General features: G+C 26.3%; 15 protein-coding genes. 6 read left to right on the forward strand and 9 right to left on the reverse strand.

The annotated features are described in order from the left end of the window. Positions 1–6: 6 nt before the first annotated feature. Together EXC66_RS01725 and EXC66_RS01730 are read right to left on the reverse strand one after the other, a co-directional pair. Positions 7–1383, reverse strand: a complete 1377-nt coding sequence (locus EXC66_RS01725) for a M17 family metallopeptidase (RefSeq protein ID WP_112579120.1) — start codon at positions 1381–1383, stop codon at positions 7–9. A 6-nt stretch (positions 1384–1389) separates the two neighbouring features. Then, positions 1390–1755: a YigZ family protein gene (locus EXC66_RS01730; protein ID WP_006886650.1), complete on the reverse strand. Its 366-nt coding sequence runs from the start codon at positions 1753–1755 to the stop codon at positions 1390–1392. A gap of 265 nt (positions 1756–2020) precedes the next feature. On the opposite strand from EXC66_RS01730, the gene EXC66_RS01735 reads away from it, so the two are divergent. Next, the gene (locus EXC66_RS01735) at positions 2021–2986 is read left to right on the forward strand and encodes a bifunctional oligoribonuclease/PAP phosphatase NrnA (protein WP_006886652.1); all 966 of its coding nucleotides are present in this window, start codon (positions 2021–2023) and stop codon (positions 2984–2986) included. 27 nt (positions 2987–3013) lie between these two features. Here EXC66_RS01735 and metK read toward each other — a convergent pair whose 3' ends face one another. The 6 genes from metK to EXC66_RS01765 form a co-directional block, all read right to left on the reverse strand. After that, on the reverse strand, positions 3014–4168 hold the full coding sequence (gene metK / locus EXC66_RS01740) for a methionine adenosyltransferase (RefSeq protein WP_112579118.1): 1155 nt from the start codon (positions 4166–4168) through the stop codon (positions 3014–3016). Between the two features lie 145 nt (positions 4169–4313). Continuing rightward, positions 4314–5201: a GTPase Era gene (era, locus tag EXC66_RS01745; protein ID WP_006886654.1), complete on the reverse strand. Its 888-nt coding sequence runs from the start codon at positions 5199–5201 to the stop codon at positions 4314–4316. After that, a complete protein-coding gene (cdd, locus tag EXC66_RS01750) occupies positions 5201–5599 on the reverse strand; it encodes a cytidine deaminase (protein WP_006886655.1) in 399 nt (132 codons plus the stop codon). The genes era and cdd overlap by 1 nt, the downstream gene beginning before the upstream one ends. Position 5600: 1 nt before the next feature. Then, a complete protein-coding gene (gene ybeY / locus EXC66_RS01755) occupies positions 5601–6068 on the reverse strand; it encodes an rRNA maturation RNase YbeY (protein WP_006886656.1) in 468 nt (155 codons plus the stop codon). Positions 6069–6082: 14 nt separating this feature from the next. Continuing rightward, on the reverse strand, positions 6083–6304 hold the full coding sequence (locus tag EXC66_RS01760; RefSeq protein WP_129622332.1) for a hypothetical protein: 222 nt from the start codon (positions 6302–6304) through the stop codon (positions 6083–6085). 124 nt (positions 6305–6428) lie between these two features. Next, on the reverse strand, positions 6429–8447 hold the full coding sequence (locus tag EXC66_RS01765) for an Mbov_0121 family peptidase domain-containing ABC transporter (protein ID WP_006886658.1): 2019 nt from the start codon (positions 8445–8447) through the stop codon (positions 6429–6431). 70 nt (positions 8448–8517) lie between these two features. Here EXC66_RS01765 and EXC66_RS01770 point away from each other — a divergent pair, with 70 nt between their 5' ends. The 5 genes from EXC66_RS01770 to EXC66_RS01790 all read left to right on the forward strand — a co-directional run bounded on the left by EXC66_RS01770 (position 8518) and on the right by EXC66_RS01790 (position 16019). After that, positions 8518–8955 (forward strand): RpiB/LacA/LacB family sugar-phosphate isomerase, encoded by a 438-nt coding sequence (locus EXC66_RS01770; RefSeq protein WP_006886659.1) that lies wholly within the window; start codon positions 8518–8520, stop codon positions 8953–8955. Positions 8956–9067: 112 nt separating this feature from the next. After that, positions 9068–11977: a coiled-coil domain-containing protein gene (locus EXC66_RS01775; protein ID WP_006886660.1), complete on the forward strand. Its 2910-nt coding sequence runs from the start codon at positions 9068–9070 to the stop codon at positions 11975–11977. A 101-nt stretch (positions 11978–12078) separates the two neighbouring features. Further along, on the forward strand, positions 12079–14265 hold the full coding sequence (locus tag EXC66_RS01780) for a transglutaminase domain-containing protein (protein WP_006886661.1): 2187 nt from the start codon (positions 12079–12081) through the stop codon (positions 14263–14265). A 9-nt stretch (positions 14266–14274) separates the two neighbouring features. Then, positions 14275–15099 (forward strand): Mbov_0400 family ICE element protein, encoded by an 825-nt coding sequence (locus EXC66_RS01785; protein ID WP_006886662.1) that lies wholly within the window; start codon positions 14275–14277, stop codon positions 15097–15099. 116 nt (positions 15100–15215) lie between these two features. Next, a complete protein-coding gene (locus EXC66_RS01790) occupies positions 15216–16019 on the forward strand; it encodes an Mbov_0400 family ICE element protein (RefSeq protein WP_006886663.1) in 804 nt (267 codons plus the stop codon). Positions 16020–16084: 65 nt separating this feature from the next. Here EXC66_RS01790 and EXC66_RS01795 read toward each other — a convergent pair whose 3' ends face one another. Next, positions 16085–17269: a phosphoglycerate kinase gene (locus tag EXC66_RS01795; RefSeq protein ID WP_006886664.1), complete on the reverse strand. Its 1185-nt coding sequence runs from the start codon at positions 17267–17269 to the stop codon at positions 16085–16087. Positions 17270–17315 lie beyond the last annotated feature (46 nt).

The following is a 17315-nucleotide window of genomic DNA, read 5'->3' on the forward strand; positions in this document are numbered from 1 at the left end:
CCTTTTTTAATTATTTAATTTAGCAAATTCTACTAATGTTGAAATTAATGCACCTTGTGGTTCTCCTTTTACTTCAGCAGTAAAAGCTACATCACAATGAATATATGGGATATTATTTGTGAATTCTTTAAGGAACATTGCAGCACTATTTGAATCAGATTTTGATGAGCTTGAGTAATTATTTAAATCAGCAACCTTAGATTCTTTATTTGTTTTGTGGAAATCATCATGTAATGGCATTCTTCAAACTTTTTCATGACTAATTTGGGCTGCTTTATTAAATAATTCTCATTTTTTATCATCTGTTGATCAAACTCCACTATATACAGAACCTAAAGCATAACTTAATGAACCTGTTAATGTAGCAACATCTACAAGTTGAGTTGCTTTAAGTTCGCTAGCACCATAAAATAGTCCATCAGCAAGAACTAAACGTCCTTCAGCATCAGTGTCAGTTACTTCTACTCATTTACCAGACATGGATTCATAAATATTCTCTGGAAGTGAAGCATCATTAGCTAATCTATTATCTGTTATCATCATAACTGCTGTAGCGTTTGTTTTTAATTTTAATTGTGCAATCGCTTTAATTGCATATGCAACAATCACTGAACCGGACATATCATATTTCATTCCGTTCATATGATAACCTTTTGTGTTAACTCCACCGGTATCAAAAGTAATACCTTTACCAACATAAACGTTATGTTCTTTGCTTTGAGGATTGTTTTTGTATTCAACTACAACAACTCTAGGTTCATGAGTACTTCCTTTATTAACTGAAAGTAATAGTCCCATATTTAATTCTCTAATTTGTGCTTTAGTTAAAACCCTAACATGTAGATTTTTGATATCCTTAAAATCATCAACAATTTTTTCAGCAAGTTGTTCCGAATTAAGGAAATTCTCAGGCATTATTTGTAAATTTCTGCAATCATTTATTGACTGAGAAATAATTGTTACTTCATTAAATAATTCTTTGTATTTTTCTGGATTTTCAATTATTAAGTTAAAATTATTTGTTTTTTCTTTTTTAGGTTTTTCTTTATCTTTTTTGCTACGTTTAAATAAGCTAAAAGTATCAAAATAAAACACAGATGTAAACAGTCTAATTAACTCTTCAATTTTTAAATTATTTGCCAAAAATGAACTTAAATTAATATCTACATTCTCTTCTAAAGAAAATATTTTTGATATCATTTTTTTTACTTCATAGTAATTGAATTTATCTTTATCAAAGTATAAATAAGCATTATTGCTTGATTTATCAACAACAAATAAGCCATGTTCTTTTCTTACGAAATTAGGTTTATTGGATTCAAAAACTGCATTAACTAATAAGTTATTCGAATTAGTTTGATTAACCAACTTTAGTTTTTTCATATTATTTTACCTTTCAATTAAATAATTGTCAATAGCACATTGAGCTGCTTGACGATACGCTCTAATCAATCCACCGGCTCCAAGTTTTATTCCGCCAAAATAACGTACAACAACAACTAAAACATTCTTAACGTTTTTTAGTTGAATTAAATCTAAAATTGGTCTTCCTGCAGTATGTTTAGGTTCACCATCATCATCATAACCAGCCTCATCCACTTTATTTTCGTTTGTAAAAAGATAAGCATAACAAACATGTCTAGCCTTTTTATACTCTTTTTTAAGATTTTGTACTATAGTTGAAACTTCTTTTTTATTATTTATTTCATAAACTTTTGAATAAAAAGTGGACTTTTTTATCACTATTTCATGCATTTATATTGTAATTATATTACAATTATTTCTATTTAGAAGTATAATTATAATTGTATAAATATAGATAGGAGTAATTGTGAACTTTTTAATCTTAATAATAGTTTTTTTAATAGGTATTGCTTTGATGAAAATATTCCTTAAAACATTGAAATTTATATTAATTGGAATGTTAGTTTTGCTTATTATTTTAGCCTTACTAGGAACTGGACTGTTCATATGACTCTAATATAATCTATATTTTTTATTTTAAAAATTAGGAGAAGAAATGATTATTGGTAATTCTAAAGTAGCTATAGAAGCTATTGAACAATACGATTCAATTGTTATTTTTCACCACATTAGACCTGATGGTGACTGTTTAGGAAGTCAAGCTGGTTTGGCTGAATTAATCAGAACTAATTATCCAAATAAAAGAGTTTATACCGTTGGAGATAGTCAACATACATTTGATTTCATGAACTATAAATTTAATAAATACGAAGAAATTGATTTTACTAATTCATTAGCAATTGTTGTTGATGCATCAAGTGGTGATAGAATCGAATGTGCTGAACTATTGTACGAAAATAAAACAACAGCTAAACTAAGAATAGATCATCATCCAAATGATGCTGATATTAAATATGACTATAACTGAATAGATGAACATTATGTAGCTGCTGCTGAAATGATAGCTCAAATAGCTAAAGATGCCGGTTGAAAAGTAACAGAAAAAGCCGCTGCACACGTATACCTTGGTATTAATACAGATTCAGGTAGATTTTTATATCCAGATACATCAGCAAGAACTCATGATTTAGTTTCATTCTTAATGAGAGAAGGGAACTTTCATCCTAAAAATATTCTTGCTGAACTTGGAAAACGTTCATTAAGAGATATTCAATTTGTTGGAAAAATTTTAAGTGGGTTTGAGAAAAAAGGAAGAGTTCTTTATTATAAAATAACAACAGAAATTATGAATGAGTTTGGTATGAACTCACTTGAAGCTGCCATCTTTGTTAATGAGTTGGCTAATATTGATGATAATAGATGTTGAGCATTCTTTATTCAACTTGAAGATGGAAAAGTTCGTGGTAGATTACGTTCAAACGGACCACTTGTTAATGTTGTAGCACGTGAATTTAATGGTGGTGGACATGATAATGCTGCTGGTATTACTTTGGATTCATGAACTCAAGTTGATTTAGTTTTAGATAAATTAAATGAAGCTATTATTGAATTTGAAAAATAAAAATATAAGCATTAAATGCTTATATTTTTATTTTTTGTAATTAGAGTTATAGTTTAATTCGATATATTGTTTAATATTATCAACCATGTTTAATTTTTCTCATGTAAATGATTCTTCATTTCTTCCGAAGTGCCCAAAACAAGCTGTTTTAGCATAAATTGGTTTTTTTAGATCTAATTTTTCAATAATACCTCTTGGTGTTAAATCGAATAAATCATCAACCATTTTTTGAATAAATTTAACAGGGTACTTGTGAGTTTTGAAAGTATTAATCGCAATTGAAATAGGTTTAGCTTTTCCAATAGCATAAGCTATTTGAATTTCAATTTTTGAACAAACACCAGCAGCTACAAGGTTTTTACAAATTCATCTTGCTGCATAAGCAGCTGAACGATCAACCTTAGTTGCATCTTTACCACTAAAAGCTCCACCACCATGATGAGCATAACCACCGTAAGTGTCAACTATAATTTTTCTACCAGTTAATCCTGTGTCGCCTATTGGACCGCCAATTACAAATTTTCCAGTTGTATTAATTAAAATTCTATTTGCTTTATCGAATCCATATTCATTTAATACAACATTAATAATATTTTCGATTATAAAAGTATTGAATTCTTCCTTATTATAATCTTCAGCATGTTGAATCGACATTAAAACTGTGTCGATTTTAACATTTTCAAAATCTGTATAATCAACAGTGACTTGACTTTTCATATCAGATTTTGCTCATTTGAATTTGCCATTTGCTCTAAGTTCATCTGCTTTTTGAACTAATTTATGAGCTAAAGTAATAGCCAAAGGCATATAATCTTTAGTTTCATTTGTAGCAAAACCAAACATTATTCCTTGATCACCCGCACCTAAGTTATCATTTTTTTTGACTACTCCTTGTGCAATATCAGGACTTTGTTTCTTAATGTCTGTAAAGAAATTAATGTCATATGAATAATATCCTAAATTCTTAAGTACATTTTTTGCAATTTCTACTACGTCAATTTTTGCTTGTGATTCAACTTCTCCAGCAATCATAACATTTTTACCACTGGCCATCGTTTCAATAGCTACTCTAGAATTAGGATCAAGTTTTAAATACTCATCAAGAATTGAGTCAGAAATTTGATCACAAACTTTATCAGGATGTCCTTTTCCGACTGATTCAGATGTAAAAAGTTTTTTCATTTATTCCTCCTTATAAATTAGCACAGGAGTTTATTTTGCATGTTGGTTAATACCCTAACTATCCACCTTGCTTAAATGTAGGTTGGCAATGGTCACAGCCGTCAAGCTACCATACTCTATATGCTAATTGGATTTATATTATATATTAATATCCAAATCTTTTTAATTCTTTTTCGTTGTCAACTCACTTTTTTGATACTTTAACTTTAAGCCTTAAAACAACAGGTTCACCCATAACGTGTTTTAATTTTTCTCTTGCTATAGTACCGATTTGTTTAATTTTTGAAGCTCCAGCTCCAATAACCATTCCTTTTTGCGAATCTTTCTTCACATAAATATTTGCATCAATTTCTATTGGTGTAGTGTATTCGTTAAATTCAGTTATTTCTACTGCTATTGAGTGAGGCAATTCTTCATAAAGATTATTTATTGCTGCTTCACGAATAATTTCTTGAGCAATAAATCTCATACTTTTGTCAGTAATAAAATCATCATCATAATACACAACATCTTCATATGCGTATTTTTTAATTGTATTTATTACATCATCAACAGATTTAGGATCATTAACAGAACAACTAATAATGTCGGTGAAATTAAACTTTTTAAGTTCCTCAATTTTACTAGTTAATCTCTCTGGTTGACCTTTTATTTTATCTATTTTAGATATAACCGCAATTTTATTTTTAATATCTTTAATTTTATCTAATATAAGTAAATCACCTTTACCTATTAATTCATCCGCAGGACTTAAAAATAATAAAACATCAACTTCTGGTATAGTATCAAAAGCGTTTTTATTTAAATGTTCACCTAATTTATTTTCTGGCTTATGAATCCCTGGTGTATCAATAAAGATAATTTGTGTTTCATCGTCAGTTAGAACTCCAGTGATTTGATCTCTAGTTGTTTGAGGAGTATCGGTTACTATTGATAAATCATAGGAAAGGATTTTGTTCATTAAAGAACTTTTTCCGACATTTGGACGTCCTACAATTGAAACAAAGCAGACTTCTTTTTTAATTTGTTCCATTATTTGAATAAATCTCCTGAACGTACCGCAAAAGGAATTAATTCACTAATTTTATTAATTCTAACTTTTTTTCCATCATAAGAATATTGATAAACTAACGAATTGTCACTCATAAATTCAGTCATTACTTGTCTACATCCAGCACAAGGACTGATAACTTCATCATTTAAATAAGAAATTATGTGTATTTCTTTAAAACTTCCAACTTTTGCTCCACGAGCTACAGAACCAAATAAAGCAGATCTTTCAGCACATAAACCTGAAGGATATGCTGCATTTTCTACATTAACTCCAGGATACTCATTGCCTTTATCATCTATGGCAATTGCTGCAACTGCAAATTTAGAATATGGGCTATAAGATTTTTTTAATAATTCTTGTAAATCAACTAATTTCATTTTAATCCTCTCTTGTGATATTTAATGGGTTAAAAATTTCATCAACTATTTTATTCATCTTAACTCTTTCTTCTTCAATTTCATGATCATAACCCATTAAATGAACTAAACCATGAGTAAATAAATAACAAAACTCTCTTCTAATACTATGATTAAACTCTTCAGCTTGAGAAATTACCTTTTCATAACTAACAACTAATTCACCAAGATGAATAAAAGGTAGTGTGTCATATAATCCATCATTACCAAAATCAAACGAAAGAATATCAGTTGCATAATCTTTACCACGATATTCTTTATTCAATTTTTGAATTTGTTCATTATTTACTATTGTTAGATCAACATTAACTTGTTTTTCAATCTTAAAATACTTAGCTAAATTAATAATGATTTTATACAAATCATTCTTAAATTCAATCTTAAATTTAGTTTGATTATCTATGCTAAGTTCAATATCACTTTTCTTCATATTTTAATATTATATTAAAATTTAGTTATTCACTGATACAACTTAATGCTTTTGATGTGTATTTTTATTAGGATATTATTGTTAAATGAAATTGAATTATTTAATGGATTATTAAAAAATACTTCATATGTATTTTCATCAAAACTTTTAAGTATTATTTCACACTCAAAGTGTTTTTTATTAATTTCAATAATGGAACTGTATTGTTTATTTATAGAGATTTCTTTATCTTTCATAATCAAAATTTTATCTTCAATATTATTAGTATAAAAATTTTTATACTGTATAATCTCAATATTAAACAGAAAGTAAAAACCAATAAAAAGCAAAATAATTAATAATGAAATAATTGCTAAATTTTTAAATGAGATTAACTTCTTCAATGTTTACCTTTCTTGAATCTTTAAAAATATAGTTTTGATTATGACTTATTTCAAGAAATATACAAGATCTAAACTCATCTTTTATTATTTCTTTTAAATAATTTGAAAGTTTAATATCTAAGTTTTCGAAAAATTCATCAAAAATTATTACATCAGGTTCATGAGTGAATAATTTAATAATTGATAGCAATCTTTTCTGTCCTGTAGAAAGATTAGAAGCATCATTTAAAATATTCATATTTAAGTTTAATCCATAAAATTTTAAGATTGAATTAAAGTCGTACTTGAGAAATCTATTTTTAATTTTTTCTTTATATTGATTGCAATTAAATAGATATTCTTTAATTGTTGTATTGGGAAAATATTCTTCATTTGAAAGCAGATAAATCTTTGATTCAATGTTTTTAATATCATTGACATTAAATTGCTTGTTAATTAAAACTGCTCCTTTATCAACCTTTAAAGTGTTATTAATAATTTTAGTGAATAAACTTTTACCAATACCATTTTTCCCAGTCAAGATTAAATTTTGGTCAATCAGAAGATTGTGTATTTTTAACTTATTTTTTCCATTGAATATCAACGAAACATCTTTGATTAGAATTTCGGTAATTTTGTTATTCAAACTAAACTTACTAGTAGTATTTTGACTTATTGATTCTTCAAAAACACCAAATTTAAATAAACTATTTTTATATTCAATATAATCACTAAATAAATGCGAAATACTCTTTAACGGATTGAATATAAAATTAGAACAAGTAATAAAAAATATCAATTCATTTAAATTTATTAAACCATTTCACAACTGAATAAGAGAAATGGTAATTAATAATAATGGAAAAATAATATTTAAATACTCCGATAGATCGTTAATAGCGTTATTAAAATAATTGGTTTTTTCTTGTTTATCAAATAGGTCTTTTATATTTTTTATTTCTTTGTTTAGTAAAAAATCTTTATACTGGTCTGTGTTACTATTGAGCATAATTTTTGATAAGTCACTTTGAATTATGCTATCTTTAATAACTATTTCATTTAATATAGGTTTATTCTTATATTCAAAGTAATTAATTAGATACGAGATTAAAAAATAGATAATTCCAAAAACAAAAATACAAAATATTAAAAATCTATTGATGAAAAATAAAAAAACACTTAGAAAAACTATTGAAACAACATTAATAATTAAATCAGCAAAAAATTGTTGTTCAAACTTTAATATAGTAATATAAGAATTAATTTTGTCAATTATTTCATAAGATGAATATTGAAATTTAATATTTTTATCTTGGTAAAGTAGAAATGATCAAATTTGACTCCGCTTTTTTGCAAACGAGTTCATAATAGATCTATTTAATAGATTAAAACTAATCCTTTTAATTAAAAAAGAAATAAATACAATTCAACTATAAATACTTAAAGTTAATACAAGGTTAATCAAATCATAATTCTGCGAGAACTCTGAGATCATTAATTTACTAATAAAAGGAATTATAAAAATAATTAAGTTAGAAATAACTCTAAAGAATAAGTAAGTGAAATTTATATTGAATTTCTCACTTTGTTTAATCATTTTGGAGTTTTTAATTTCTTTATTTAGTACATAAAAATTTAAAACTATACCTAAAAATTTCTCTTCAAAGCTTTTTAACGTTTCTTTAATTTCTCCATAAAAAGGATCGAAATATTTAATAAACTTTTTATCTATTTTCTTGATAATAACCATGTGCTGAACATTATCTTTTTTAATTACACAAGAGAGTGGAAATTCGTCTTTGTCAATTGAGATGAACTGTTTAAAATCACAATTAAAGACATCAAAATTCATATTAACTAACATAGCTATTTTCTCAAGTTCTAAAAGCGTTATACCATTTTGAGTATAACTGACTTGATTTTTAACTTTAGTTAAGTCAAGTTTTTTATTAAAGAATTTTTTGTGAAAAAATTCTAAATTAATCAAACTACAGTCTTTATTGTCTATTTGTTTCATCTCACCAATATATGTTATAATAGTAAAAATTAACTTAAAAGTTTACAAAAAAAGTAGTTTAAGGGGAAAAATGAAAAAAATTGTAGCACTTGCTAGTGATCATGCAGGTTTTGAACTAAAAGAAGGACTAAAAAAATACGTTCAATCATTAGGTTATGACACTATTGATTTAGGCCCAGATAATGGTGAAGAATCAATTTCATATGCAAAAAAAGGGAAAGAATTAGCTGAATATGTTGATAGTAGAAAACCTGATTTTGGTATTGCAGTGTGTGGAACTGGATTAGGAATTTCTTATGCTTTAAACAGACATTTACATATTCGTGCTGCACGTATTAACTCTGTAGAAGATGCTAAATTAGCTAAATTACACAATGACGCTAATGTTTTATGTTTTGGTGGTCGGCAAGTAAAACTTAAAGATGCACAAGCTATGGTGGATGAATTCATTAACACTAAATTCGAAGGTGGAAGACATCAATCAAGAATTGATGAGTTAGACAATTAATTGACTAATGTCAATTTTTTTGTTCACTTTTAGTTCATACTCTAAAAAATTTTCATGTAATTTTGAGAAAAGACTTACTCAAAAACTAATATGAAACTTAAAAGGAGTAAAAATGACTAAAAATTCAAATAAAAAACGCTGAAGTATTGTAGCACTTTCTTCTGCTGCAGTTCTTGCTGCAACACTAATTCCACTTAGTGTAAAATACTGCTCTGCAGTTAAAACTATAGAAAAGAGAGATGAAGAAATTAAATTATTAAAATTAAAGATTTCTAGCTTGAGTGCTGAAAAAGAAAAATTAATTAGTGAAAGAGATGAATTAAGTAAAAAAATAAGTTCACTGCAAACTAAATATGATGAATTAAAGTTAAATTATGATAAAACACTAACTAATTTTAAATCTATTACTGGGTCAATTTTAGATAGAAGTAATAGCTATAAAGCAATGCTTGAAAGATATTATAATAATGCTGATACTGAAAATGAAACAGAAAATACAAATAATAATGAAGAAGTATTAAGCTTTGAAGCTGAATTAGAAAAAATTAGAAATGGTATCCAAGAAAAAATTACTCAATATGTTAAGTTATTAACTGAAAAAATTGACTTATATAAGAGTAAAAATGCTGAATTAATGAATAATAATGATGAGATTAATTTATTAATTAAAGGTTTAGAAGACATTAAAAATTTTGGTGTTAATATACCACTTGAAACTAGTGAAGATATAGTTAAAGCGACACAATGAATATCAATGTCTGATAAGGAAGTTTTAAGTATTTTAGAAAAAATTAATGCTAAATATGAAAACTATATTAGTGAATTAAAAGAGATAATCACTCAAAAAGATAAAATTATTGAAAACAGTTTTAATACTGCTAGAGAATTAGTAAATCAAGCAATTAAAACAACTGAAAATCAAATTGATTATCTAGCAAGTCTAAAAGAAATTGTTTATAAATTTGTAAATCGCGATTATAGTAGTTATGGTAGTGATGAATTTGCTAATAGTATGCGTAATGAAGCACTTTCATTGATTAATGAAATTAATGATTATAGTAGCAGTGCACAAAAAGTTTTAGACCAAGCTAAAGCTGATTATCAAAAAGCTCTTAAGAGTAAAAATATTGAAGATTTTAGCAATATTAACATTGAAAGTTTTCCAATTAAAAACAAAACTTTTACTAAACTTATTGAAGCTCTTAATCAGAGAGATTATGAAGCGTTATTTAATAAAAACGCTGAAAATTGAATTAATTACACTAAAGCATTACATGAATATAAGTTAAAACAACAAGAAAATAGTGAATTACAACAAAAAATTAATTTAGCTAATAATACTATTGAAACTTTAAAATTAGATATTACTAATAAAGAAAGTTTAATTACTAATTTAGAAACTAAATTAAAAGATAATTTAGTTAATACAATTACTCATACAAGTGATTTATTAAATGATTTAATAACTACTTTAGAAGCTGATAATCTAAAAGAAATTAATGAAATTGCAACTCCACTTAAAGAGCAATATGAAATTCTCAAACAAATACTTTTAGAAGTTAATGAAGCAGATTTTGTTGAAAAAAATAGTGAAAAGGTTTATCTAGCAATTGATACTATCCAAAATATATTAGAAACATATAAGAGTGCAAGAGTTTTACCACTTGAAGCAATTGTAATTAATTTAGCTGAGAAAATAAGAGAGTTAAATGAAGAAAGAGATAGTTTAAGTACTGAACTAGATAGTGCTAATAATACTATTAAAGCTAAAGAGAATGAAATTGAAAGCTTAAATAATAGAATACTTGAATTAAGTGAAAATATTACTGAAAATGAAGCAGAGATTGAAAACTTAAATAAACAAAGAAGTGCTTTAATTTCAGAAAAAGAACAATTAACTTTAGAAAAAACTACATTGGAAAGCAAATTAAGTGCTAAAGAGAACGAATTAAGTAGTAAAAATACTGAATATGAACAAGCTAAGTCTAACTATGAAACTCAATTAAGAGAAAAAGATTTAAGAATTAGCGATTTAGAAAGACAACTTAGAGAACAAGGTGGGTCTAATAGTGCATTGGAAAGCGAAATTGCTGCACTAAAAAGAGATAAAAGTAATTTAAGTAGTCAAGTAAGTAGTTTAACTAATCAGTTAAGCACTGTAAAAAGTGAAAGAGATAGAATTAAAAGTGAATTAGCAAGTGCACAAAGTACTATAAGAGAAAAACAAGCTAGAATTGAAAAACTTGAAAAAGATGTGGAACACTATAAAAATAAAGAAACTCCTAATCCTGTGCAACCTACTCCACCTGCTCCATTACCTAATCCTGTTGTAAGCAATAAAAGTGTGGTAATTGGATATGATTTACTCTCCGAAGAGTATCCAAAATATACTCTTACTAGTGCAGCTGCTGCGGTTATTAATAGTTGAAATTGATTCAAACCTCTTTTATTAGATACAACTAAAATTTCTGAATGATTTGAACATAACGGAAAGAGACCTACGCAAGGAAGTAATTATTCTGGTGATTTAGGTAAGGTAAAAAATCAATTCTTTTTAAGAAAAGGTATTAAAGAAAAAGTTAGAATACCAGAAAATGCTAAAAGTGCTAAGATGAAATTGTTAGTTAATGGAGCAGATACTCAAATAACTTTAACTAAAGGACCTGATAGCTGACTTGGTACAATTAAATTTACTCCTAAAGCAAAAGCTAACTTTGATTTAAATTGAGTTTCAATTACAAGAACACCGAATGGAAGTTATTATAATGGTATTCCAAGAGATTTTACTGAGACTAGAACTCCAAAAAGTGAAAAATGAGAATGACCTATTTCTAGTCAAAGTTTAAGTTTAAGCATACCATTTACTTCAAGTCCAGGAAATTTAGAAGCAATTAATAGATGAGATATGATAACTAAAGAATTTTCTAAACCTACTGGTGAAGATATAAAAATAACAGGAGATTTAGATATCTTTAAGGGTATAAACTCAATTACAATTTTAGAAATTAGCTGAGAAGAATAAGGGTTATCCCTTATTTTTTTATTGATTAAGTTAAAATAATTATATATAAAATTTATTTATAAATTTTATATATAATAAACATATTATGATATAATATTAATATGAAGAAGTTTAAATTTATATTAGGTTCATTTTCTGCAGTTTTATTACCAGTTATTTCGGTATCGTGTTTTAATTCTAATGAAGTTAAAGAAACTCCTAAAAAAATAATTAACAAGCAAGAGTTATTTATTCAATATCAAAATATCCCTAGTGCTATTAAGGAAGTTTTAGATGTTAATACTTCAAAAGAAGACTTAAAAACACTAGATGAAAAATATAATCTTATTAACAATAGAAAATTTGAAATTGAAAATGGGATAAGTCTTTTTGAGTTAAATACTGAAAATTCTTTTAAAATTATTTACCAAAACTTGTTAAATCAAAAAATTACTGATTTAACTAAATTAGACAGTGCATTACAAAATGCAAATAATCTTTTAAGCAAATTAAGAACTAATATAAACTTCAAAATTGAAAATAGTTTTAAACACTTAACTAATCTAAATAATAACTTCTCAACTAATTTAATCAAAAAAATTAAACAACTCCAAGATAACTACACTAATGAACAAACTAGTTTAATTTTTCATCAATTTTTACAGTTAAAGAACAGTATCTTACAATTAGAAAAGAAATTTGTTGAATTATCAAAAGGTTATGATAATTTAACACTCTTTAAACAGTTAAACACTAAAGACTTCTATGATTTAGTTAGTGAAAATTTTACTGTTGATATTGACGCATTAAATAATTATGAAATACAAATTGCTAAAGCACAAATCCAAAAATATATTGACTACTTTAATAAAGTTGATTTCTTTCCACTAATTATTGAACGACTTACTTACTTTAGAGATAATTTTGATAATGGTAAAGGAAATTATAAAGGACAATGATTTATCACTAAAGATAAAAGATATACCTTAAATCCAGGAACTGAAGCAAATATCGAGTGACGCTTACCATATATGCGTGATGAGCGTTATGGACTAATTAAATTAACTAAAGAATATATTATTGATTGACTTAAAAGTTATGATAAATGACTTTGAGTAATTAATGGTGAAACTAAAATTGATGATATTAATTTAGATAAAGTTAAAATGTTTAATCATTATAAAGATTTTAACGACAATTACATTGCTGAAACTTTTAAAGATTACGAAAATTTTAATATTAATGTATTAAGATGAAAATATGATTATTTTAAATCAGAATTTGAATTAGAAAAGCAATTTAATAAACTTGCTGAAATTTATGGAAAAAATAATTTTAAAATCAATAATTGAGATTCTGAATTTAATTTCCTCGAAAATCCTTTAATTCCTGCTAAGTTTAATTTAGGTAGTTATATGAACTATAACTTTATTAATAAAAAATCAAAATATGAATTCGCAAGTTCAGTGTATTATGATTTTCTTGTTGAAAATCCTAATTTCTTTTCGAATTTTTACCAAAACCCAAATGGTAGTTTAAAAATAAAAGCTACAGGTATATTAAAAACAACACAAAATAATTACAATTATCCTAAAGCATCTAAATTAGATGAGTATAATAGACCTGATTTTTCAATAAGAGAAGAAGATAACAAACCACAACTAAAACAATGATTGCAAAACTGAATTAATTTCTTACCTAAATATATCTCTAAAAACTGAGACACAAAACAAATTATTAAAGCTTTATCTTTCTTTATCACTTCTAACGTAAATTATATGTATAAAAATAATAATTACAGTTTTAACACTGACGGTAATAATTTTTATAATCCTGCTTCCCTTTTTGAAATTGATAGAACGCTTCAATGCTATGGATACAGTCAAAATCTTAGTATGTCGCTTTCACTACTTAATATTCCAGTAAGAATAGTTGGTGGTACTATGTATGCAGACATTAATAATCCGCTAGTAAGTACTGGGGAACACGCTTGAAATGAAGTATTTGTTGATAATAAATGAGTTAGTGTAGATTTAACTTTTGCTGATTATCAGGACGCTTATAGTTTATTTAAGAGTGAACTTGATGAAAAAGAGATTTTTTTAGACCGTGATAGTGGAACTCGCACAATGTTTAGACTTGACTACACTTCATATATCACAACAATTATTAAGTATCTAAATAAAGATGAAAATGGTAATTATATGCACAACTATATTGATTTACCTACACATTACTCTACTGACCCCGAAAATGAACTAAAATGAGAAAATATGCTTCCTATACTAAAAACTCAATACAAAAAATAAGGAGTAAATATGATAAAACAAGTATGAAGTTTAACACGTCAAGGATACAAGCACTGAAAAAGTCTTAAAACTGTTTCGTATAAGTATAATGGACAACCTATCACTCCTTACCATAATTCATATAGTAATAACCATCCATTAGTTGTGTTTTATTCTGGGGATGATGTTTATTATCTTACATGTAGAAGTGTAGAAGATAAAATTAAAAAAGATAATGAAGTTGAAATTTTTAATAATAAAACACAAGAAAAATCATATGTTGAAACTAATAATATTCATATAATGAAAAGGGATGATTTCTTTAAGATTTTTAATAAAAATAAGGTACAAATACTAGGTGATATAGACGGTGCTGTGAGTATATTGGAAAAATTGAGAGAAAATTTGGATAATCAAACAATCAAATTACAAAAATTAGAATTAAATAGTGATTGAACAATAGAAAATAAAAAAATTAATAATGAGTTAGAAGCATTCCAATATTTAGCACATGCTGATAATTTATTCTATAATATTGGTAAATTCGGAACTATGAGATTATTTGAATATGGTAGAAATTTTGATAATGAAAAATGATTACAACAAGTATCTAAAAATTACATTCCACTTAAAGAGTTTAAGACTTGAGATTTAGAAAAATGCATGGATTTCCTACATAACTCAGATAAAACTAAACGTTATGAACAACAAGAAGAAGATGAAAGATGAAGTAATGATACTTGAGACTATGAAGCTCAATTTGGAGAATATCATAGACAGGAAGAACTAGAATATCAAAAGAAAAAACAAGAAAAAAAGGATAAGCAGGAAGATGACTTAGCACTATCTATGTAGTGCTTTTTTATATGAAAAATAAATCAATGATTACCAAAAAATATAAAATTATTATGTTAAAAATATTTATTTGTAAATCGTATATATCAAAACATCTAAAATACTAAGGAGAAAATATGATTAAACATGTCTGAAGTTTAACAAGAGAAGCTAAGAAAAATTGGGGCAAAATCGAAAGTGTTTCATATGATTATAATGGTAATATAATTACTTCACATTCTTATTCGCTTAATAATAATATACCACTTGTTGTGTTTTGTGTTGGGGATGATGTTTACTATCTTACAAGTAAAAGCATCAGAAAAAATAGACAAAAACAATACAGTGAAGTTGTTTTGTATAATCAGAGAACAAATAAATACTCTTATGTAGAAACTAACAACGTTCATATTATGAAAAGAGAAGACTTCTTTTCAATATTCGAAAGAGATGATATAGATAAATTATTAGACTATAATGAAGCTGATTTGAATAACTTATTTGGTATGTTAGGTAATCAATTATATTCTGGTACTTTACATATTCAAGGATTATCTAAAAAAGATTATTGAGTATTTCCTAATAAAGATTTTAAGACAATGAAAGCATATCAGTATTTATTACATTTTGACGAATTAATAAGTGCTCTAAACTCTTTAGAGTTCAATAAACTAAGAGAATATACAACAAATTTAAAAGATGATGAAAAATGATTGGAAGAGAATTGTAAAGATTATATTCCTTTACGAAAAATAAAGGATTGAGATTTAAACGAATGTAAATATCGCTTAAGAAATAATGATATAACAAAAATAAATTACCGTCCTGATTATCAAAACCTTTATAAAGATGATTGAAATTATGAACAAGAAGAAGCAAAACAACAAAACAAAAAGAAAGAAGAAAACGAGAAAAACAGGATAAGCAGGAAGATGACTTAGCACTATCTATGTAGTGCTTTTTAATATAAAAAAGTAGATGCTTAGCATCTACTTAAATTCTATTATTATTTTTCTTGGATAGCTTCAAATCCTGGAAGTTTAACTCCTTGAAGCAATTCAAGAGATGCTCCACCACCTGTTGAAACGTGTGAGAATTTATCTTCCATACCTAATTTTTGTACAGCAGCAACTGAATCTCCACCACCAACTACTGAGTAACAATTATCAAGTTTACTAATTGCACGACATACTTCAAGAGTTCCTTCTTTGTAATTGTCAAATTCTGTAACTCCCATAGGTCCGTTTCATACAACTGTTTTAGCACCAATTAATTCTTTAGCAAACAATTCTTTTGATTTAGGTCCAAGGTCTAATCCCATATATCCATCTTTAATATCGATTTCAGAAACAATACCTGGCACATCTTTAAATTCTGTAGCAACTAAGTGATCTACTGGAAGAACAACTTTAGAAGAGTATTTGTCTAAGAATTCTTTAGCTAATTCAAGTCTATCATCTTCAACTAAACTTGTTCCAATTGTGTGTCCTTGAGCTTTTAAGAATGTGTAAGCCATTCCTCCACCAATAATCATCTTATCAGCAATTTTAACTAAGTTTTCTAACACTTGAATTTTATCTGAAACTTTAGCACCACCAATAATAGCAACATATGGGTGTTTAGGATTTTCAATAGCTTTACTTAAAGCACTAACTTCTTTTTCCATTAAGTAACCTAAAGCATTTTCAGAAATGTTTGAACTAATTCCTACGTTAGAAGCATGTGCACGGTGTGCTGTACCAAAAGCATCATTAACAAATACATCACCAAGTGAAGCTCAGTATTTTCCTAATTCAGGATTATTTTTACTTTCAGCTTTACCATTTAAGTCTTCATAACGAGTATTTTGCATTAACAATACTTCACCATTTTTCATATTATTAATTGCTTGTTCTAATTCTGCTCCTCTAGTAGCATTTACAAAAGTAACTACTTGTCCTAGTTGTTTAGCTAATTCGTTAGCAACTGGTTCGATATTTCTTTTAGCTAAATCTGCTTCTTCTTTAACTTTTCCTAAATGTGAAAGAAGTATTGCTTTTCCACCATCATTAATAATTTTTTTAATTGTTGGAAGAGCTGCAGTAATACGTTTTGTAGAAGTAATAACACCATCTTTAATAGGAACGTTAAAGTCTACACGAACTAAAACTTTTTTACCTTTTAAGTTTAAATCATCAATAGTTTTTTTCATTTTTTACTCCAATCATTTTATACATGTATATTATATATTTAATTAA

It is taken from the genome of Mycoplasmopsis anatis, from assembly GCF_900660655.1.
Taxonomy (GTDB): domain Bacteria; phylum Bacillota_I; class Bacilli_A; order Mycoplasmatales; family Metamycoplasmataceae; genus Mycoplasmopsis; species Mycoplasmopsis anatis.